Consider the following 19,746-nt stretch of genomic DNA (forward strand, 5'->3'; position numbering starts at 1 on the left):
CGCCCCCGGCCCCGTGATCATGGATGGTCGGATCAAGTCCGACCATGACGGTGAAGGGGGAGCTGTCCACATCCGAAGTCCGCCGGACGCAGCACCCGTCCCATGCTCAGATGCCCGCAACGCCGCACGGAGCCCGCCCCATGACCGACCACGCCGCCGCCTTCCACGCCCTGCACGCCGGCCCGGAGGTCCTGATCCTGCCCAATGCCTGGGACGCGGCCAGCGCGGCCCTGATGGCGGCCGCCGGGGCCAAGGCCGTAGCCACCTCCTCGGCCGCCGTGGCCTGGGCTCAAGGGTACCCGGACGGGGACGCCCTGCCGGTCAGCCGCCTGATCGCGGCGACCCGCGACGTGGTCCGCGTCACCAACCTCCCCGTCACCGCCGATATCGAGGGCGGCTACACCGACGACCTCGCGACCCTTGCCGAGACCATCCGCCAGGTGGTCGGCGCCGGCGCCGTGGGGATCAATCTGGAGGACGGCCTGCGCGATCCCGACCTGCACGCCCGCAAGATCGCCGCGGCCCGCGCGGCCTCAGACGCCGAGGGCGTGGCCCTCTACATCAATGCGCGCACCGACATCTATCTGCGCGACCTGGCCCAGGGCGAGGCCGCGTTACCTGAAACCCTGCGCCGCGCGGCCCTCTATCTCGAAGCCGGCGCCAGCGGGATCTTTACGCCCGGCCCAGCCGATGAGGCGGTGATCGGCGCCCTGGCCGATGGGATCAAGGCCCCCCTCAACATCATGCTGCGCTCGACCACGCCGGCGGCGCAGCGCCTCGCCGCCCTGGGCGTGCGGCGCCTCTCCTCAGCCACCGCCCCCTTCCGCGCCGCCTATGGGGCGCTGGTGGAGGCGTTGCCGGGCTATCTGGAGACGGGGACGTTCAGATCGTTCGCCGGGCGGGGGGAGCTGCCGGATTTCGACAAGTTATTAAAGATTTGAGTGGCAATCTCACAGTAGATCGGAAGGTGGAGACGCGCTCGCTGCGGCCCTCGCATCTCCACGTCACCCGGAGTTGGACCGCTTGTCCGCCTCACCCGGACAGGGTACGCCTGGGCGTGCGTCGCAGGACGCGCGCGCCTCATACCAAAACCTCCTTGAGGATCGATGCAGCCTATCACCCGAATCAAGGTCGAGAACTTTCTTAGTCTTCGACAAGTAGATGTCAGGCTGGACCCTCTAAACGTCCTGGTAGGGCCCAATGGGGCTGGCAAGACTAACCTACTCAAGGTGTTCCACTTTCTAGGAGATGTTTCTCGCGCAGAACTAGCACCGGCAGTTAGCGAGTTTGGCGGTTTTGGACAGCTTCTTTTTCGCGGCCAGCACCCCGGCGGCAAGAAAGAATCGCCGCGAAGCAAACGTATAACAATAGAGATAACTGGAGTTGTCACGCAACACGCTAGCGCAAAAGCACTAGACGAGTATAGGCTCTCATTTTGGGAGCGGCGTATAGTTTCCGGTGATAGCCGCGCTAAGAGGTTGACCGTCCGCTCCATGCTGCAGCGCTACGAAGAGCTCAAGTTCAAGCGCACGGGTGGTCGCGGACGGCGCATCACGCTATCTGGTGGCAAAGTAACTGTTGCCAATGCAAGCAAATCGAAGGCGGGAGAGACGTTGCAGATTGAGGGAGAGGCGACTGGTCTTGGCACTCTTCGGCGCTTAAGCCAGGCGTTCGGCTCGCCTCAGTGGAACAGCTTTGCCGAGTTAGTCGAGCAGTTGCGGCTATTCGAGATAGACGTCGAGAAAGCTCGACGACCTTCTCCGCCAGCTCTATCGGATCGGCTCGCGCCAGATGGGTCAAACCTCGGATGGTTCCTTCTTTGGTTGAAAGAGGCTGAACCGGCCGCTTTTGCATTGGTATGCGAGGATGTGCGCTTCGTTCTTCCCGGCTTCGAAGGTTTCGATTTTGTTACAGTGGGTGGAGCGGACGAGGCAGTTAGAGTAGATATTAAGGAGAGTCATCTCTCCGGCGCCACCCCCCTAGCGCAAGCATCTTTCGGCACAATCAGGGCAATCGCATTATTCGCGATGCTGCATGATCCCAATCCGCCGCGACTCACATGTCTTGAAGAAGTCGATCACGGCCTTCACCCGCACGCCCTCGATCGACTTGTGGACCGCATGCGCGAAGCATCAGAGCGCACCCAGATCATATTGGCGACGCATTCACCCGCGCTAGTCAATCGTTTGGACCCGTCTGAATTAGTGATTGTTGAGCGTGAAGAGCATACAGGTGGCACTCGAATATTCCGGCCGGACCTAGATACTGTCACTACGCTTAGGCAGCGTACTGGTTACGATCTTGGCGAGCTTTGGTTTAGCGGCGCCTTGGGAGGTGCCCTCTGAATGGCGCGCACCCTGGTATTGGTCGCTGGCGAGAGCCAAAATGACACCCACGCACTTGAGTCGTTAATTAAGGCGCTGCTGGAACCTCAAAAATTACCTATCGATATACGGAAATTGAGGGCGCCAACGATACTTAGTAGGAACGCAGCGCCAAGGAAACGCGCTACCATGGCACAGCTATTAGCTGCGGCCGAAGAGGTTGAAAGGAGTCGGCGGCCGAAGGTTGTCGTTGTAGCTCATCGCGATTGCGACGATGTAGAGCCTGCGCACGAGGCATGCTCTGCGGAACTTGAGAGAGACTTGGCGGATGCTGGCGTGGAGCACCCAGTAGCAGCGACACCAGCTTGGTGTTTAGAGGCCTGGTGGATGCTCTTCCCTGATCAAGTAGGTAGCGTTAGGCCGTGCTGGCGAAAGCTGGACCTCGGCAATCGCAATGTGGGCTCTATCGCTAACGCGAAGGAAGCGCTTATCGCTGCCTTACGGCCATCGGGGCCCACTCGGTGCCCAGATTACCGTGAAAGTGACAGCATTGCGATTGCGCGTAATATCGAGGAGACGAAGGCTGCTGAGCCGGGAAAGCCGATCAGGGCCAGATCACTAGAAATGTTTCGCACGCGACTGAATTTGGTAATCGGCAACAGCGGATAAATAGCGCGTTCGGATGATTTTCTCCTGCGTTCGCAGGGATATTCTATTCTGCAACTTCAAGACATACATTAATATACTCTGTTTATGGCCGCCAGAAGGTTAGGAGAGGGGAAGGGCGCATCTTTCCCAATCCCCACCTCCGCACGTGACCACCGCCGCTCCCGCGCCTATCTTCCCGCGCATGACCGACACGCTCGACACCGCCCCCCTGCCGGACCTGCCGCGGACGCCCACTCAGGATGGGCCGCCGGTGCGGCTCTTTCTGGTGGATGGGTCGGGCTATATCTTCCGCGCCTATCACGCCCTGCCGCCGCTGACCCGCAAGAGCGACGGCCTGCCCATCGGGGCGGTGTCGGGCTTCTGCAACATGCTGTGGAAGCTGCTGGTGGAGATGCGGGCCCAGGTCGATGGCCCCACCCACCTGGCGGTGATCTTCGACCATTCGGAGAAGACGTTCCGCAACGCCCTCTATGACCAGTACAAGGCCCACCGGCCGCCGCCGCCGGAGGACCTGATCCCGCAGTTTCCCCTGGTGCGGGAGGCGACCCGGGCCTTCGGCGTGCCCAGCCTGGAGCTGCCCGGCTATGAGGCCGACGACCTGATCGCGGCCTATGCCTGCAAGGTGCGCGACGCCGGCGGCGAGGTGACCATCATCTCGTCGGACAAGGACCTGATGCAGCTGGTCGGCGACCGGGTCTTCATGCTCGACACCATGAAGAACCTAAAGATCGGCCGCGAGCAGGTGATCGAGAAGTTCGGGGTGCCGCCGGAAAAGGTGGTGGATGTCCAGGCGCTGTGCGGCGACTCCGTCGACAATGTGCCGGGCGCGCCGGGCATCGGGATCAAGACCGCCGCCCAGCTGATCAACGAATATGGCGACCTCGATACGCTGCTGGCTCGCGCGGGCGAGATCAAGCAGCCCAAGCGGCGCGAGACCCTGATCAACTTCGCCGACCAGATCCGCCTGTCGCGCCAGCTGGTGCAGCTGGACTGCGACACGCCCCTGCCCGCCGCCATCGACGACCTGGCCGTGGCCGAGCCCGAGCCCGCCGTCCTGGCCGCCTTCCTGGAAGAGATGCAGTTCCGCAGCCTGGCCAGGCGGGTGAGCGCGGGCGACGCGGCCCCTTCCCAGCCGGCGCCGGAACCGCGCGCGGCGCCCGAGGCGCCGGCCATCGACGTCAATGGCTATGAGTGCGTGCGCGATGTGGCGACGCTGGAGGCCTGGATCGAGAAGGCCCGGGCCGCTGGGATCGTGGCCTTCGACACCGAGACCGATGCGCTGTCGTCGGCCAGCGCCGGCTTGTGCGGCGTGTCGCTGGCGGTGGCGCCCGGCCAAGCCTGCTACATTCCGCTGGCCCATGAGGAGCTGGACGGCCTGGCGCTGGATGCGCCGTCGGACCTGACCCAGATCCCCCTGCCCATCGCCATCGAGCTGCTCAAGCCGATGCTGGAGGACCCGGCGGTTCTGAAGATCGCCCAGAACGCCAAGTACGACCTGGCCGTCCTGTCGCGCTATGGCGTGCGGGTGGCCCCGGTCGAGGACACCATGCTGATCTCCTATGTGCTGGAGGCGGGCCTGCATGGGCACGGCATGGACGAGCTGTCGCGCCTGTGGCTGAACCACGAGCCGATTCCATTCAAGCAGGTGGCCGGGACCGGCAAGGGGCAGAAGAGCTTCAAGAAGGTCGCCCTGAAGGAGGCCACCTGTTACGCCGCCGAGGACGCCGACGTGACCCTGCGCCTCTATGAGGTGCTGAAACCCAAGCTCGCGCCCGCGGGCCTGTCGACCGTCTATGAGACCCTGGAGCGGCCGCTCGCCTCGGTGCTGGCCGACATGGAGGTGGCGGGCATTTCGGTGGACCCCGAACACCTTAGGCGCCTCTCCAACGACTTCGGCATGCGCATGGGCGAGTTCGAGGCCAAGGCCCACGAACTGGCCGGCCGGCCCTTCAACCTGGGCTCGCCCAAGCAGGTGGGCGAGATCCTGTACCAGGAGATGGGGCTCGCGCCGAAACGCACCACGGCCTCGGGCGCCTCGTCCACCGACGCCTCGGTGCTGGAGGAGCTGGCCGCCCAAGGCCACGAACTGCCGCGCGTCCTGCTGGACTGGCGCCAGCTCTCGAAGCTGAAGGGCACCTATACGGACGCCCTGGTCGCGGCCATCGCCCCGGACACGAAGCGGGTGCACACCTCGTTTGCGCTGGCGGCCACCACCACGGGCCGGCTGTCGTCGTCGGACCCCAATCTGCAGAACATCCCGATCCGCACCGAAGAGGGCCGCAAGATCCGCAAGGCCTTCGTGGCCGAGCCGGGCAAGCTGCTGATCAGCGCCGACTACAGCCAGATCGAGCTGCGCATCCTGGCCCATATGGGCGACATTCCGCAGTTGAAGCGCGCCTTCCAGGACGGTCTGGACATCCACGCCATGACCGCCTCGGAGATGTTCGGCGTGCCCATCGAGGGCATGCCGGCCGAGACTCGCAGGCGGGCCAAGGCGATCAATTTCGGCATCGTCTATGGCATCTCGGCCTTTGGCCTGGCCAACCAGCTGTCGATCCCGCAGGACGAGGCCGGGGCCTATATCCGCACCTATTTCGACCGCTTCCCCGGCATCCGCGACTATATGGACGCCGAAAAGGCCAAGGTGCGGTCCCAGGGCTTCGTCACCACCCTGTTCGGCCGCAAGGTGAACATCCCCGAGGTCGGCGCCAAGGCCGCCGGCATGCGCGCCTTCGCCGATCGCGCCGCCATCAATGCGCCGATCCAGGGCACCGCGGCCGACGTGATCCGCCGGGCCATGATCCGCATGCCCGGCGCGCTGGCGGCCGAGGGTCTTGAGGCGAAGATGCTGCTGCAGGTCCACGACGAACTGGTCTTCGAGGCGCCGGAAGCCGAGGCCGACGCCGCCATCGCCGTCATCAAGAAGGTGATGGAGACGGCGTCGGAACCCGCTGTCGCCTTCTCGGTGCCCCTGGTGGTGGAGGCCCGCGCCGCGGCCAACTGGGACGACGCCCACTAGCGCTTGAGAGGGCGGCTGGGGAACCTGAGCCGTAGCCGTCCGTTCGGGCTCCACCCCCGCTTGCGCGCGACAGGAGCCCCATGGCCGCCGCCTCCGAACACCAGGCCGAAACCGCCCTGCGCCAGACCCTGCGCTGGCTGGGGGAGGCGCCTCGCGGCGCGCTCACCCAGCTGGCCTGCCGGTTCGGCTACGCCGCCCGCGGCTTCGTCTATCTGAGCATCGGCCTGATCGCCTTCCTGGCGGCGGTGGAGCTGGTCCCCGAGGCCGAAGGCTCCATGGGCGCCCTGCGGGCCTGGGCCCAGTGGCCGCTCGGCTTCGTGCTGCTCTGGGTCACGGGGCTCGGCCTCTACGGCTTCGCCGGCTGGCGGCTGCTTCAGTCGGTGTTCGACGCCGACCGGCAGGGCCGGAAGCTCAAGGCCGTCCTCACCCGCATTGGCCAGGCGATCAGCGGCTTCGTCTATGGCGGCCTGGGCTATTCGGTGTTCGGCGCCCTCGACACTCTGGAGGATCTCGCCGAACCGGACGACCGCGACGCCGAACAGGCCGCCGCCCAGCAGGCGCTGAACATGCCCGGCGGCGCCTGGCTGATCGCGGCGGTGGGCCTCTTCATCCTGGCGGCGGGCGTCGCCAACATCGTCAAGGCGGTGCGCGGAAACCTGGACGAGCGGCTGGTCTGCGAGGACCGGCTCAGCCGCGCCGCCGGCCTTGTGGGCCGCATCGGCTACGGGGCCCGGGGCCTGGCCTTCCTGGTGGCCGGCGGCATGCTGGCCCGGGCCGGCCTCAACGCCCGCGCCGAGCAGGCCGCAGGCGTGGGCGATGCCTTGCAGGCCCTGGAACGTGCGCCCTTCGGCTCGCCCCTGCTGGTGCTGGTGGCGCTGGGACTCATAGCCTTCGGTCTCTTCGCCATGCTGGAGGCCCGCTACCGCCTCATCCCGGCCGGCGACGTGGTCGAGGACTGATCGGGTGGTTTCGGTCTAGGGCGCCTCTTCCACCGTCAGGTGCCGCACGCCCGGCGCGTCCTGGAGCCCCCCGCGGGCCGCCTGGGCCGAGAGGCCCGAGACGCTCACAATGGCGGCGCAGGCTGACGGCCCCACGCGCCAGACGTGCAGATCGACAATCTGGCCGCCCAGAGCCGAGACACGCCGCCGGACCTCGGCCTCGACCTCATGGTCGGTTTGATCCAGCAGCACTGCGGCGGTGTCGCGCATCAGGCTCAGCGACCACCGGCCGATCACCAGGGCGCCGACGACGCCCATGGCCGCGTCCAGCCACACCCAGCCCAGGAAGCGGCCGGCCAGCAAGGCGACGATCGCCAGAACCGAGGTGAGCGCATCGGCCAGGACGTGGAGATAGGCCGACCTCAGATTGTTGTCCTGGCCGGCGTGGTGATCATGGGGCTGCCCATGGTCGTGGCCGGCGGGGTGGTGACCATGGTCGTGATGGTGGCCATGGGCGTGATCGTCGTGGTGGCCATGTCCGTGATGATCGTGGCCATGGTGGTCATGGCCATGACCCAGCAGCAGGGCGCTGACGAGGTTGACCGCCAACCCCGCCACGGCCACCAGGATCGCCTGATCGAAGGCCACGGTCTGCGTCGCAAACAGGCGGCTGACCGACTCCCAGGCGATGCCCAGGGCGAACACCCCCAGGGCCATGGCCGAGGCGAAGCCCGCCAGTTCGCCGACCTTTCCAGTCCCAAAGCTGAAGCGGGGGTTTTGCGCATGGCGCCGGGCATAGGCATAGGCTGCAGCGGCCACGGCCAGCGCGCCGGCGTGCGTGGCCATGTGAAAGCCGTCGGCGAGCAGGGCCATGGAGTTGAACGCGAAGCCGGCGACGATCTCGGCCACCATCATCACGGCGGTCAGACCAACCACCCACAGAGTCCGCCGGGCGTTCCGGTCGTGATGCTCGCCGAGAAAGACGTGGTCGTGCGGGGCGGCTGCGGCTTCAACGGACATGGTTATACCTTCAACGGCCATACCGGCGGATGATGTCGACCAGCTCGGCTGCGCCTTCGGCGCGCGCCGCCGCCGAAAGATCGGGGTCGGCCACATGGCTGTGGAGATGATCTTCGATGAGTTCGGCCATGAGGCCATTGACGGCGCCCCGGACCGCCGCCGTCTGCTGAAGCACCGCCGAGCACGCCGCGCCGCCTTCGAGGGCGCGTTCCAAACCTTCCACCTGACCTCGGATCCGGCGGAGACGAGCGACAAGGGCGGCGCGATTGGTGGTCGTGTGCGACATAGTTTACTCCACTAGAGTATAGGTCGCATCAGGAAAAGGGCCGCCTCGCCTGTCGGCCGTCCTAAATCAAGCCGCGACGCGGTTGGCGCGGGCCTGGATGAACCTTTGGGTTTCGCCATCCAGGCGTACGGCGGTCAGGACGCCGGTGGCGTAGGCGCCGGTGTCCAGGCCCAGGCGGTGACGGGTCACCTGCGGCTCCTCCATCGGCGTATGGCCATGGACGATGACCTTGCCGAAGGGGCCGGTCGCCTGCAGGAACTCGCCGCGGATCCACAGCAGGTCGCGCTCCTCCTGATGGGCCAGGGCCACGCCGGGGCGCACGCCGGCATGGACGAAGGCGTAGTCCCCCACCTCGGTCATCAGATCCAGAGTGCGATAGAAGGTCAGGTGGGCGGCCGGCAGAACCGCGGCGAAGGCCTCGGCGGCCGCAGCCCAGGCGATGGGATCGGTGCGCGTGGTCGGGGGCTGGACGCCATAGGAGGCCAGCGTCGCCGAGCCCCCATGCTCGGCCCAGGTAGACCCGAAACTGGGCTCGTCCAGGAAGCGCAGCAGGGCTTCCTCGTGATTGCCCTTAAGCGCGCGGATCTCGAACTCGCCCTCGCCCTGCAGGCGCAGGACGATGTCAACGGCCTGGGCCGATCCCGGCCCACGGTCCACATAGTCGCCGAGGAAGACCAGCAGGGGCTGGGCGCTGGGCGGCGTCGCGGCCACGTCGCGGCCGATCTCGCGCACCAGGGCCTCCAGCAGGTCGTGGCGGCCGTGGATGTCGCCCACGGCATAGACCCGACGCCCCTCGGTAGAGGGGGGGCTAGCGCGATCTTTCTTGCCGAAAAGCCGTGAGAACAAGCGCTTCTACCTGATGCCTGCCGCCCCCCCGGATATAGTGGGGTCGGGCTGGCGCAAAGCAAGCCCTGCCCTGGTGCTCAGCTGTAGAAGAACGAAATCATTCCCGATGACACCAGAACGACCAGCGTGCTGAGCGCAGCGCCGACACGGGCATAGTCGCCGAACTTGTAGCCGCCGGGCGCCATGACCAGCAGGTTGTTCTGGTGCCCGATGGGCGTGAGGAAGTCCGACGAGGCTGCGATCAGCACCGCCAGGAGCATGGCGTCCGGCGGAAAGCCCAGCTGTCGCGCCATGCCGATGGCCACCGGCCCCATGATCACCGCCGTGGCGACATTGTTCAGGAACAGCGACAGGACGATCGTCACCACCGACACCGCCGCAGCGGCGGCGAACAGCGGCATTCCGCCGAGCCCGATCCCCAGCCAGTCGGCGACGATGGCCGCAGCCCCGCTGGTCTGGAAGCTCTGGCCCACCGGGATCATGGCCGCCAGCAGCACGATGGCCGGCCAGTCGATGGACGAATAGATCTCGCCCGAGGGCAGGAATTTCAGGGCCGCCAGGCCCGCCGCAGCGGCGGCGAAGGTCAAGGCCGTGGGCAGGCCAAAGCCCACCGCGGCGATGACGGCGGCGGCGTAGATGGCCAGCGCAAGGGCCGCGCGCTTCGGCTGCACCGCCACGGCCGACTTGCGGTCCAGCTCCAGCAGGCGGCCATAGCGCAGATAGGCCTCCAGCCGCTCGGCCGGGCCATGGACCACCAGCTGATCGCCGGCCCGGATCTCCATGGCGCCCAGGGAGCCCTCGGCGCCGGCCGCCCGCGGACCGGCGGCGACCACCCGCAGTTCCTGGTCCGTCTCGGCGGCGATGGTGTCGTAGGGCCGGCGGATCAGCGGTGAGCCGTGGGCCACCGCCACGCGGGAAGTGACGGCGTCGGCGGCGGTGGACCGCTCCACCGCCAGGCTGCCGCCGATCTTGTTGGCCAGCTCCCAGGGATCGAGGGGGGAAACCACCAGGATGCGGTCGGTGGGGGCCAGGCGGTCGACCTTGTCGAGCTTGATCCGCCGGTGACGGCGGATGATCGCCAGGACATGCCCGCCGGAGGCCTTGATCTCGGCGAACAGGGCCTCGTAGTCGATCTCGGCGGCCTTGCCGTCCTCATCGATCTCGGGCTTGGGCGGGATCAGTTCGAAGACGTTGCGCCCGCCCCCGGCGGTCTCTTCCCCTTGCCGACGGGGCGTGAGGCGCCAGCCGATCAGGCACAGATAGAGCAGCCCGACTCCGGCCACGGTGACCCCCAGCGGGGACATGGCGAAGAAGCCGAAGGGCTCGCCGAGCTCCTCCCGGCGGATCGAGGACAGGATCAGGTTGGCCGGCGTGCCGATCAGGGTGGTCATACCCCCCAGGATGGTGGCGAAGGCGAGCGGCATCAGCCCGGCGGCGGCTGGCAGGCGGGCGGCGCGGCAGACGCTGGCCACCACCGGCATGGTGATGGCCAGGGCGGCGATATTGTTCATGAAGGCCGACAGGGCCGCCGCTGTCAGCAGCAGGATGGAGAGCTGCAGGGGAAAGGGCATGCGCAGGGCCGCCAGCTTCTCGGTCGCCGCCGCGGCCACGCCGGTCAGCTCGATGGCGCGTCCGATGATCAGGACCGCGGCCACCACCACCACGGCGGGGTCGGAAAAGCCCTGCAGGGCCTGGTCGGGCGTCACCAGCCCCAGGATCAGGCAGGCGCCCAGGGCGGTGACCGCCACCAGGTCATGACGCACCCTGTCCCAGGCGAACAGGGTCAGGGCCAGGATGAGGACCAGACCGGCGAGAAGGGCGTCGCTCACGCGCCGGGCTCCGCATCAACGGTGGCGTCGGAGCTGGCGTCAGGGGCGGCCGTCGGCGCGGGGGCCAGCCCCGGCGCCCCCAGGGGTCGCACCCGGGCGAACCACAAGGTCGAGGGATCTTGCGGCGCCGCGTCGGGCGCCTCGCTTCTGATTTCCATGTCGCGCACGCCCAGGGCCTCCAGCCGATCGGCCACGGTTTGCGCACGGGCTTGCGCCACGCGAAGGTCGCGGGGCCTGGGCCCCCGAGGTCCGGGGCTGGCCGACCCAACGACTTCAGCCCCCTGAACGTTCCACCTTTGAAAGGCCCATGCGATCATGGCCACCTGGCGTTCGCCCGCCGGGCTCAGTTCGCTGCGACCTTCGGCGAATTCCACCACCGGCAGGTCCAGGAACGGAGGGGTCAGCTCCAGTTCCACCTCGGGCAGGAATCGCTGGGCCGCCGACTCCAGGGCGGCATAGTCGTCCAGGGTCGCTGGCCGGTTGAGTTGAACCGCGGCGTTGAGCCGCCCCGCAGAGGGGGTGCTGATCGCGCCGATCGTGCCGACGCCGGCCAGCATGTCGCGCAGCTTCTGTTCGGGCGTGGTGCGCAGGGGGCGCGAGGTGGCCAGGGCGCGATTGGCCAGGGCCCCGCCGCTGGGGTCAGCCTGCGGCAAGCCGTCGGCGGTGAGGATCTGTTCGATCTGAACGTCGGGCCGTCCGCCCAGGGCCTGAGCCACGAGCCGCTCGGCCTGGGCCTGGAAGCGGCCGGTCACCACCACAGCGCGGACCTGCTCGACCCCGGCCCCGCCGGCGCGGACCTGCAGGTCGGTGATGTGCTGGTCGCCGGTCTCGAAAACCCCCAGGATCGCCCCGCGCACCCTGGCGGTCTCACGGGCCTCGATGACGATGTCGCGCAGGGAGACCGCCAGCGGCATGGACAACAGCAGGAGCGTCGCCACCAGGGCCATCTCCTCCCAGCGGCGGCGGCCGCGGACGACGGGCTGGAACCCGTAACGGCGCGCGACGGTGAACACCGCGCCGAGAATGGCCACCACGTTGGTGAGGAACAGCAGCGAGGCGCCGCCAGCCATGTTCCAGGCGCCCGTGGCCAGGCCGTAGCCCACCACCGCCAGGGGCGGCATCAGGGCCGTGGCGATGGCCACGCCGGCCACCACGCCCGGCCGCTTGGTGATCAACACATAGGCGCCGACGATGCCTGAGAGGATGGCCACCACGAGGTCGAGCAAGGTCGGCCGCGTCCGCGCCAGGATTTCCGGCGTCACATCCTTCAGCGGCGAGGCCCAGACGATCAGGGCCGAGGCCGCCACCGAAACCGCGGCGCCCAGGGCCAGCGCCACCGCCGCGCGCTCGAAGGCCCGCGCGTCCAGCCGCGCCACCCCCATGCCCATGCCCATGATTGGTCCCATGAGCGGGGAGATCAGCATCGCCCCGATGACCACGGCGGCCGAGGATTGCAACAGGCCCAGCGCCGCAATGCCGCAGGAACAGAACAGAAGGGCGAAATACCCGCTGGATATCCGCGCGCCCTCGGCGATTTCGGCCTCGATCTGCAGGCGCTCGGCGTCGGTATGCGGCGCGGCGCGGTTGTCCAGCGCCGCGCGCAGGCGCGAGAGGGCGAGGCGGAGCAGGGCGCGCAGGCGCAGGGGAAGCGGCGCAAGGGACGACATATCGCCCCTTTAGCGGATCGCACCGGTATCTGTCTCGCAGACAGAAAGGTCCACGATGGTCAGGCGGCCTGGCGGCGGGCCGAGGTCGGCACGGCCTTCGAGTCTCCGATATCGAAGCGCGCCACGCTCTCGGCCAACAGCCGGGCCTCATGGGCCAGGGTATGGCTGGCGGCGGTGGTTTCCTCGACCATGGCGGCGTTCTGCTGCGTCACCCGATCCATGTCGTTCACCGCGGTATTGACCTCATGCAGCCCCGTGGACTGCTCCTGGGCGCCCGCGGCGATCTCCGAGACAAGACTGTCGATCTCGGCCACCTGGACGACGATGCGTTGAAGCGCCTCGCCGGTCTGGCCGACCAAGCCCACTCCCTGAGCCACCTGCTGGGACGAGGCGCTGATTAGGGCCTTGATCTCCTTGGCCGCATCAGCCGAGCGCTGGGCCAGCGCTCGGACTTCGGAGGCGACCACGGCGAAGCCGCGGCCGGCGTCGCCGGCCCGGGCGGCCTCGATCCCGGCGTTCAGGGCCAGCAGATTGGTCTGGAAGGCGATCTCGTCGATCACGCCGATGATCTGGGTGATCTGGGCCGAGGACTGTTCGATCTGGCCCATGGCGGTGACGGCGTCGCCGACCACCTGGCCGGCATGTTCGGCGTCGGTGCGCGAGCGCGCCACCACGGCGGCGGCGGCTCGGGCGCCCTCTGCGCTCTTGACGCCGGTCGCCGTAACCTCGTCCAGGGCCGCGGCGGTCTCCTCGAGGCCAGCAGCCTGCTGTTCGGTCCGGCGCGACAGGTTGTCGGCCGCCGTGGAGATCTCGCCGGCCCCGGCGCTCATGTTTTCGGCGGCCTGGGCGATGACCTTCAAGGCGCCCTGAAGACGCTCGGCCGCGCCGTTGAAATCCCGACGCAGCGCCTCGTACTGGGGGGTGAAGGCCCGGTCGATCCGATAGGTCAGCACGCCCCGGGCCAGGTGATCGAGGCCGGAAGCCAGGCCGTCCACCACCGCCTTGCGCTCATCCTCGACGGCCCGTTGCAGGTCCGTGCGCTCCTGGCTGGCGAGCGCTTCGGCGGCCCGGGACTGCTCGACCGCAGCGGTGGCGGCCTCCGCCGTGGCGCGGGCCTCCTCCGCCCGGGCCACCGCCTGGGCCGAGGTGGCGAACATCTGCACGATCTGGGTGGCGGCCCAGATCAGCACGGCGGCCTCGACCACCAGGATCACCGCATGGATCAGCACCCGGGCGATGTCCCCGCCGCCGGGGAACACCGCAGCCGGCAGCAGGAAGCTCAGGGTCAGGTGATGGACCGCAACCGTGGCGGCCGCGGCCACGACGGCGCGCCAGTCGCAGAAGACGATCAGGATCGCCAGGGCGGCGAAATAGATCATGTGCATATCGATCTGCCAGCCATGGCCCGCAAAGGCGGCCACCAGCAGGGAGACCGCGCCCATCAGGGCCACGCCTAGGGTCGGTCGGGCGGCGGCGCCGGTCGGATCGAACCGCGCCATCAGGCTCGCCGCGAGGGCGAGGCCCGCCGCCGCCGCCGAAAGTCCGAAGCCCGCGCCCGTGACCAATCCAGCGGCGGCCACCAGCGGCACGCAGAGCCAGACGAGCGCCGTGATCACCTTCACGCCGAAGGCGCGCTGGTCAGACAGGGTGATGGCGCGGGCTTGGGTCATGGGATCCGGGGGACGTGGGTAAAAAACAGACAACGCTCACGAGGCCAGCGGGGCGCAAGGCCCCGCCAGCCCGGGATCGACCACCAGCCAGGCGCCCTGCGCCCGTAGGGCCGAAGCCAGGGCGTCAGAACCGCCGGGTCGTGTGCGGGCGACGACGATGAAGGGCTGCGCGCCCACCCCAGTCACCAGGCCGGCGCGATCTGCGGCGGCGAGGACCTGAGGCGTGCTCCACCATGGGGGAAAGATGGCTGCGGCGGTGTCAGCCTGGCGGGGCCCCGTGCCCATGACCAAGGCGGCGCAAAGGCTAAAGAGGCCCAGGCTGGCGGCGGGAAACCAGGAAGACATTACGGACTCTCCGCAATCTGCGAAGCTTCCTCATAACGTCGTGATATTAAGCGAGTCTTAGGACGGAGGCCGCGGAAGCAGTCATCGCGAGCATTCGCCCTGTGCGATCAGATCAGATCGTTACACCCTGGCGTTGGTCCGCCAGGGTTTTGAAGTCGTCGCCGGCGGCTGGAGCCCGTCCGGCGACGCCTCAATGGTCGGATTGCATGTCTTTAGAAGACAAAGGCGAGGATAGCGCCAACGACGACAACGAGACCGACAATATAGATGATCTGGTTCATGACTTCTCTCCACAGATTGCGTCTGCGGTGAAGAACGCCATGCCTGCGCTAGGGTTCCGACTCGGCGCGCCCAGTTTGGACCAGGGCCGCCCCGAATGGCCGAACGCTGTGAGGCTTGGGGAAATCCTGGTGGAGCCGAGCGGAATCGAACCGCTGACCTCCTCATTGCGAACGAGGCGCTCTACCAACTGAGCTACGGCCCCCAGGAAGGCGCGGAGTTAGGCGTGCGGTGGATTTCTGTCAAGCCGCTCAAGGGGTGGCCTGAGGACGCGGGCCGTACGCTTATGACCCACGCCGCCTTGTCACGGACGAGGCCCGCCAGCTAGAACCGGGGCCTAAGACAGATCGGGACCCCATGGCCGCCATTCTTCAATTCATCTTCTTCATCATCGGGGCGATCCTCCAGCTCCTGATCTGGGCGATCATCATCAACGCCATCCTGTCGTGGCTGGTGGCCTTCGACGTGATCAACCTGCGCAACCGGTTCGTCTACAATGTCGCCCGGGCCTTGGAGGCGATCACCGCGCCGGTGATGCGCCCGGTGCAGCGGATCATCCCGCCCCTGGGCGGCGTGGATATCAGCCCGATCATCGTCATCCTCGTGCTGATCGGCATCAAGAACATCCTGCTGCCCGCCCTCTATGGCGCCCTTCTCGGGGTCGTCATCTGACCAGGCCGATCAAGGCCCCATGCGCCTCGCCGTCCGCCTGACGCCGAAGGGCGGCCGCGACGCCGCCGGGGGCTGGGGTCAGGACGGCGAGGGCCGGCCCTATCTGAAGGTGCGGGTGTCGGCGGCGCCGGTGGACGGCGCGGCCAACGCCGCCCTGCTGGCCTTTCTGGCCAAGACCCTGCGGCGGCCGCGCTCCAGCCTGAGGATCGTGTCGGGCGACACCGCGCGGCTGAAGCTGGTCGAAATCGCCGATCTGAGCGATGAGGAGATCGCGCGCGCCTTCGGATCGCCACCTTGAGGCGGTCCTGCTGTCGCGGCCTCTGGAGACCGTCCATGTTGAAGTCCCTGCGCCTTCTGGCCCCCCTGGCCCTCGCCCTGACGCTCAGCGCCTGCGCCGGCGGCGCCCAGCGCCTGGATGCGGCCGGCGACGTCCACACCCTGCTGACCGCCATCCGCGACGGCGACCAGGCGACTTTTGACCGCCATGTGGACCGCCCGGCCCTGCGCCGCCAGATCGAGGCGCGCATCGCCGCCGAGGCCAGCCGCGCCGGCGGCAGCGACGAGATGCGGGCCATCGGCGCCCTGCTCGGCCCCGCCATCGCCAAGGCCGCCAGCGAGCAGCTGGTCCAGCCGCAGGTGTTCCGGGGCGTAGCCGAATACTATGGCTATGACCCCGCCCAGCCCCTACCCGGCCGGGTGGCCATCGCCGGGTCCCTGAGGGCGCTGGAGGACGGCCGGGTCTGCGCCACGCGGGAGAAGGACGGCCCCTGTCTGCTGGTGTTCACGGAGACCGACGGGATCTGGCGGCTGTCCGGCTTCGAGGGCGATATCGACATGCTGCGCCGCTGAGCTAAGCTCCGTCCCTCAGATGCGGGGACGGGCGATGAGCGATCTGTCGGCCTATGAGCGGTTCGAGTTCAACGACGGCCGCTGGACCCGCGATGTCTACCGCCGCGGCGCGGGGCCGGCGGTCATCATCATCCACGAATTGCCGGGCCTGCACCCGGGCGTGGTCGCCTTCGCCGACCGCCTGGTCGCCGCGGGCCTCACCGTCTGGTGCCCCCATCTGTTTGGCGAGCCGGGCCGCCCGGTTTCCAAGGCCTACATGAACCGCGAGGCGCTGAAGACCATCTGTGTGCGCCGAGAATTCCATGTCTGGGCCACCGACCGCTCCAGCCCCATCGTCGACTGGCTGCGCGCCCTGGCCCGCAAGGCCCATGCCGAGTGCGGCGGCAGGGGCGTCGGCGCGGTCGGCATGTGCATCACTGGCGGCTTTGCGCTCGCCATGATGACCGAGCCCGCCGTGGTGGCGCCAGTCCTGGCCCAGCCCTCCTTGCCCCTGACCGCCGGTTCGAAGAAACGCGCCGCCTCCATCGGGGCGAGCCCGGCCGAGATCGCCTGCGCCAAGGGGCGGTTCGAGGCCGAGGACCTGTCGATGATCGGCCTGCGCTTCAAGGGTGACAAGCTGGTGGGTCAGGCCCGCTTCGACCGCTACCGGGCCGAGTTCGGCGCGCGCTTCGAGGCCATCGAGCTGGAGGACGCCGACGCCGCCCCCTCGCCGATCGCGCCGCACTCCACCCTGACCCTGCACCTGGCGGCCGAGGGACCGACCAAGGCCGCCGAGGCCCGGGTGATCGACTTCTTCCGCCAGCGCACAGGGGCGTAAGCGCCCTGGCGGGTCCCGTGGCCCGGGCCTAGACTTCCAGGGGCGCGGCCACTAGAAGCCCGCCCTTCCCTGCGCCGGGCGTTCGAGCCGCCGGCCAGGCCAGACCTTGCGAGAGCCTCGCCATGAAACGCCGTCCCTCCTCCTCCCGTACGCCGGGCGCCCGCCCCGCCCTTCGCGGCCCCAGCCAGCGCCAGCTGCGCGCCGGCGAACTGGTCCGCCACGCCCTGGTGGAGATCATGCGGGAGGAAGACCTGGATGATCCAGCCCTGTCGGGCGCGCCGGTGACCATCACCGAGGTGCGGGTGAGCCCGGACCTGCGCCACGCCGTCTGCTTCATCCAGCCCCTGGGCGGCGAGAACGCCACCGAGGTGGTGGCGGCCATGAACCGGGCCTCGAAATTCTTCCGCGGGCGCCTGGGCCGGATGATCGACCTGCGCGCCACCCCGGAATTGAAGTTCCTGCACGACGAGACCTTCGACGCCGCCGAGCATATGAGCCGGCTGTTCGAGGATCCCAAGGTCCGCCAGGACCTCGACGCTCCCGAAGAGGACTGACCCATGGGCCGTCGGCGCAAGGGGGAGGCGGTGTCCGGCTGGATCTGCCTGGACAAGCCCTATGACCTGACCTCCACCCAGGCGGTGGGCAAGGTCCGCAGGATCTTCAACGCCCAGAAGGCCGGCCATGCCGGCACCCTGGACCCCCTGGCCACCGGCGTCCTGCCCCTGGCCCTGGGGGAGGCCACCAAGACCGTGGCCTATATGGTCGAGGCTGATAAGGGCTATCGCTTCACCATCGCCTGGGGCGCGTCGACCACCACGCTCGATCGGGAAGGCGAGATCATCGCCCGCTCCGACGTCCGGCCGACGCCCGATCAGGTCAAGGCCGTGCTGCATGAGTTCGAGGGCGAGATCATGCAGGTCCCGCCGGCCTATTCGGCCATCAAGGTGGACGGCGAGCGGGCCTATGATCTGGCCCGCGCCGGCGAAGAGGTGGAGCTGAAGGCCCGGCCGATCATGATCCACGGCCTGGCTGTGGGCGAGGCGCCCGATGTCGACCACATCGAGCTGATCATGGACTGCGGCAAGGGCGCCTATGTCCGCTCTGTGGTGCGCGACCTGGCGCTGCGGCTGGGGGCCGAGGCCCATGTCAGCGCGCTGCGGCGCACCCGGGTCGGGGCCTTCACCGAGGCCCGGGCGATCGGACTGGATTTACTTGAGGAATTGGGGCATAAGGCCCGGCAGTCGGAGGCATTGCTTCCGGTCGAGACCGCGCTGGACGACATCCCGGCGTTGGCCGTGACCGACGAAGACGCTTTCAGACTTAAGCAGGGACGGTCGATCGTTCTCGTTCCCCGACAGGTCGAAACCTTGAGAGCCGGGCTTGCGCCGGGCGCTCGAACCGTTTCGGCCATGTGTCGTGGCGTGATGGTGGCCCTCTGCGAGATGCGCGCCGGCAAGCTCGAGCCGTCCCGCGTCTTTCATCTCGAATAGAGCGGAGACGCACGATGTCGGTTACCCCGGACCGTAAGGCCGAAATTATCAAGACCCACGCCCGCAGCGAGGGAGACACCGGAAGCGCCGAAGTCCAGGTGGCGATCCTGACCGAACGGATCATCAACCTGACCGAGCACTTCAAGACCCACAAGAAGGACAACCATTCGCGCCGGGGCCTGCTCAAGATGGTCTCCCAGCGCCGGTCGCTCCTCGATCACCTGAAGAAGTCCGAACAGCCGCGCTATCAGGCCCTCATCGAGGTCCTCGGCCTGCGCCGCTAGGATGTTCAGCGCCCCCGCGAAAGCGGGGGCGTCGCATATGGGGCCAGTGTTTTTCAACCGGCCCCAGACACTGGCGCCGCCTCCTCACGAGGCAGCGCCCACAGACGACCGCCTCCCCTCCGCGACAGGCCGGGGATGATCTGGCGGCCGGGGGCCAAGGCCCCCAAGACGCACGCTGAGGGTTGCGACGAAATCCTCATCAAGCCTGTTCACCTGGAGAGGATTTCGGAAGTCCGACGCCCTGTCCGCCCCCGCCAGGAATACGCCTGCCGGGATATGAAAGAAGAAAAATCATGTTCGATATCAAACGCAAGACCATCGAGTGGGGCGGCAAGACGCTGACCCTCGAGACCGGCCGCATGGCCCGTCAGGCCGACGGCGCGGTGCTCGCCACCTATGGCGAGACCGTGGTGCTGGCCACCGCCGTCTACGCCAAGTCCGCCAAGCCCGGCCAGGACTTCTTCCCCCTGACCGTGAACTACCAGGAGAAGACCTACGCCGCGGGCAAGATCCCCGGCGGCTTCTTCAAGCGCGAAGGCCGTCCGTCGGAAAAGGAGACCCTGGTCTCCCGCCTGATCGACCGTCCGATCCGCCCCCTGTTCGTCAAGGGCTTCAAGAACGAAGTCCAGGTGGTCTGCACCGTCCTGGCCCACGACCTTGAGAACGATCCCGACATCGTCGCGATGGTCGCGGCTTCGGCCGCCCTGGTGATTTCCGGCGCGCCCTTCATGGGCCCGATCGG

Annotated in this window: 18 protein-coding genes, 1 tRNA gene and 2 pseudogenes; 13 read left to right on the forward strand and 8 right to left on the reverse strand. The window is 68.0% G+C overall.

Annotated features, from left to right (window positions below; translation table 11 throughout):
- The first annotated feature begins 140 nt into the window (after positions 1-140).
- The 5 genes and pseudogenes from V7702_RS12865 to V7702_RS12880 all read left to right on the forward strand — a co-directional run bounded on the left by V7702_RS12865 (position 141) and on the right by V7702_RS12880 (position 6,971).
- Positions 141-941, forward strand: a complete 801-nt coding sequence (locus tag V7702_RS12865; RefSeq protein WP_335650507.1) for an isocitrate lyase/PEP mutase family protein — start codon at positions 141-143, stop codon at positions 939-941.
- Positions 942-1,106: 165 nt separating this feature from the next.
- Positions 1,107-1,301 (forward strand): annotated as a pseudogene (locus tag V7702_RS16890) (AAA family ATPase); the annotation flags it as partial.
- A gap of 192 nt (positions 1,302-1,493) precedes the next feature.
- The gene (locus tag V7702_RS12870; RefSeq protein WP_335650508.1) at positions 1,494-2,345 is read left to right on the forward strand and encodes an AAA family ATPase; all 852 of its coding nucleotides are present in this window, start codon (positions 1,494-1,496) and stop codon (positions 2,343-2,345) included.
- Positions 2,346-3,174: 829 nt separating this feature from the next.
- Positions 3,175-6,012: a DNA polymerase I gene (gene polA, locus V7702_RS12875; protein WP_335650509.1), complete on the forward strand. Its 2,838-nt coding sequence runs from the start codon at positions 3,175-3,177 to the stop codon at positions 6,010-6,012.
- Positions 6,013-6,092: 80 nt separating this feature from the next.
- The gene (locus V7702_RS12880) at positions 6,093-6,971 is read left to right on the forward strand and encodes a DUF1206 domain-containing protein (RefSeq protein WP_335650510.1); all 879 of its coding nucleotides are present in this window, start codon (positions 6,093-6,095) and stop codon (positions 6,969-6,971) included.
- A 15-nt stretch (positions 6,972-6,986) separates the two neighbouring features.
- On the opposite strand, the gene dmeF is transcribed toward V7702_RS12880, so the two are convergent.
- The 8 genes from dmeF to V7702_RS12920 form a co-directional block, all read right to left on the reverse strand.
- Positions 6,987-7,970 carry a CDF family Co(II)/Ni(II) efflux transporter DmeF gene (dmeF, locus tag V7702_RS12885; protein ID WP_335650511.1) on the reverse strand — a complete coding sequence of 328 codons (984 nt, stop codon included), beginning with the start codon at positions 7,968-7,970 and terminating at the stop codon, positions 6,987-6,989.
- Positions 7,971-7,980: 10 nt separating this feature from the next.
- The gene (locus V7702_RS12890) at positions 7,981-8,256 is read right to left on the reverse strand and encodes a metal/formaldehyde-sensitive transcriptional repressor (protein ID WP_335650512.1); all 276 of its coding nucleotides are present in this window, start codon (positions 8,254-8,256) and stop codon (positions 7,981-7,983) included.
- A 66-nt stretch (positions 8,257-8,322) separates the two neighbouring features.
- Complete coding sequence (locus tag V7702_RS12895) at positions 8,323-9,030, reverse strand: metallophosphoesterase family protein (RefSeq protein WP_335650513.1); 708 nt, start codon at positions 9,028-9,030, stop codon at positions 8,323-8,325.
- Between the two features lie 149 nt (positions 9,031-9,179).
- Positions 9,180-10,931, reverse strand: coding sequence for an SLC13 family permease (locus V7702_RS12900; protein ID WP_335650514.1), 1,752 nt, complete (start codon positions 10,929-10,931; stop codon positions 9,180-9,182).
- A complete protein-coding gene (locus V7702_RS12905) occupies positions 10,928-12,598 on the reverse strand; it encodes a DUF389 domain-containing protein (protein ID WP_335650515.1) in 1,671 nt (556 codons plus the stop codon). Before V7702_RS12905 ends, V7702_RS12900 begins: the two co-directional genes overlap by 4 nt.
- A 59-nt stretch (positions 12,599-12,657) precedes the next feature.
- Complete coding sequence (locus tag V7702_RS12910; RefSeq protein WP_335650516.1) at positions 12,658-14,268, reverse strand: methyl-accepting chemotaxis protein; 1,611 nt, start codon at positions 14,266-14,268, stop codon at positions 12,658-12,660.
- A 36-nt stretch (positions 14,269-14,304) separates the two neighbouring features.
- Positions 14,305-14,613, reverse strand: coding sequence for a hypothetical protein (locus tag V7702_RS12915; RefSeq protein WP_335650517.1), 309 nt, complete (start codon positions 14,611-14,613; stop codon positions 14,305-14,307).
- A 408-nt stretch (positions 14,614-15,021) separates the two neighbouring features.
- Positions 15,022-15,097: transfer RNA gene (locus tag V7702_RS12920), tRNA-Ala, on the reverse strand.
- Positions 15,098-15,249: 152 nt separating this feature from the next.
- Here V7702_RS12920 and V7702_RS12925 point away from each other — a divergent pair.
- From V7702_RS12925 to V7702_RS12960, 8 genes and pseudogenes are all read left to right on the forward strand, one after another.
- Positions 15,250-15,564: a YggT family protein gene (locus V7702_RS12925; RefSeq protein WP_335650518.1), complete on the forward strand. Its 315-nt coding sequence runs from the start codon at positions 15,250-15,252 to the stop codon at positions 15,562-15,564.
- A gap of 19 nt (positions 15,565-15,583) precedes the next feature.
- On the forward strand, positions 15,584-15,862 hold the full coding sequence (locus V7702_RS12930) for a DUF167 family protein (protein ID WP_335650519.1): 279 nt from the start codon (positions 15,584-15,586) through the stop codon (positions 15,860-15,862).
- Between the two features lie 35 nt (positions 15,863-15,897).
- On the forward strand, positions 15,898-16,413 hold the full coding sequence (locus V7702_RS12935; RefSeq protein WP_335650520.1) for a DUF2939 domain-containing protein: 516 nt from the start codon (positions 15,898-15,900) through the stop codon (positions 16,411-16,413).
- A 34-nt stretch (positions 16,414-16,447) separates the two neighbouring features.
- Positions 16,448-17,230, forward strand: coding sequence for a dienelactone hydrolase family protein (locus V7702_RS12940; RefSeq protein ID WP_335650521.1), 783 nt, complete (start codon positions 16,448-16,450; stop codon positions 17,228-17,230).
- 122 nt (positions 17,231-17,352) lie between these two features.
- Positions 17,353-17,784: a 30S ribosome-binding factor RbfA gene (rbfA, locus tag V7702_RS12945; protein WP_335650522.1), complete on the forward strand. Its 432-nt coding sequence runs from the start codon at positions 17,353-17,355 to the stop codon at positions 17,782-17,784.
- Positions 17,785-17,787: 3 nt separating this feature from the next.
- A complete protein-coding gene (gene truB, locus V7702_RS12950) occupies positions 17,788-18,720 on the forward strand; it encodes a tRNA pseudouridine(55) synthase TruB (protein WP_335650523.1) in 933 nt (310 codons plus the stop codon).
- 14 nt (positions 18,721-18,734) lie between these two features.
- A complete protein-coding gene (gene rpsO, locus V7702_RS12955; protein ID WP_293321460.1) occupies positions 18,735-19,004 on the forward strand; it encodes a 30S ribosomal protein S15 in 270 nt (89 codons plus the stop codon).
- Between the two features lie 293 nt (positions 19,005-19,297).
- A pseudogene (locus V7702_RS12960) lies at positions 19,298-19,746 on the forward strand (polyribonucleotide nucleotidyltransferase); the annotation flags it as partial.

Origin of the sequence: Phenylobacterium sp. (genome assembly GCF_036963605.1) — a bacterium.
Taxonomy (GTDB): domain Bacteria; phylum Pseudomonadota; class Alphaproteobacteria; order Caulobacterales; family Caulobacteraceae; genus Phenylobacterium.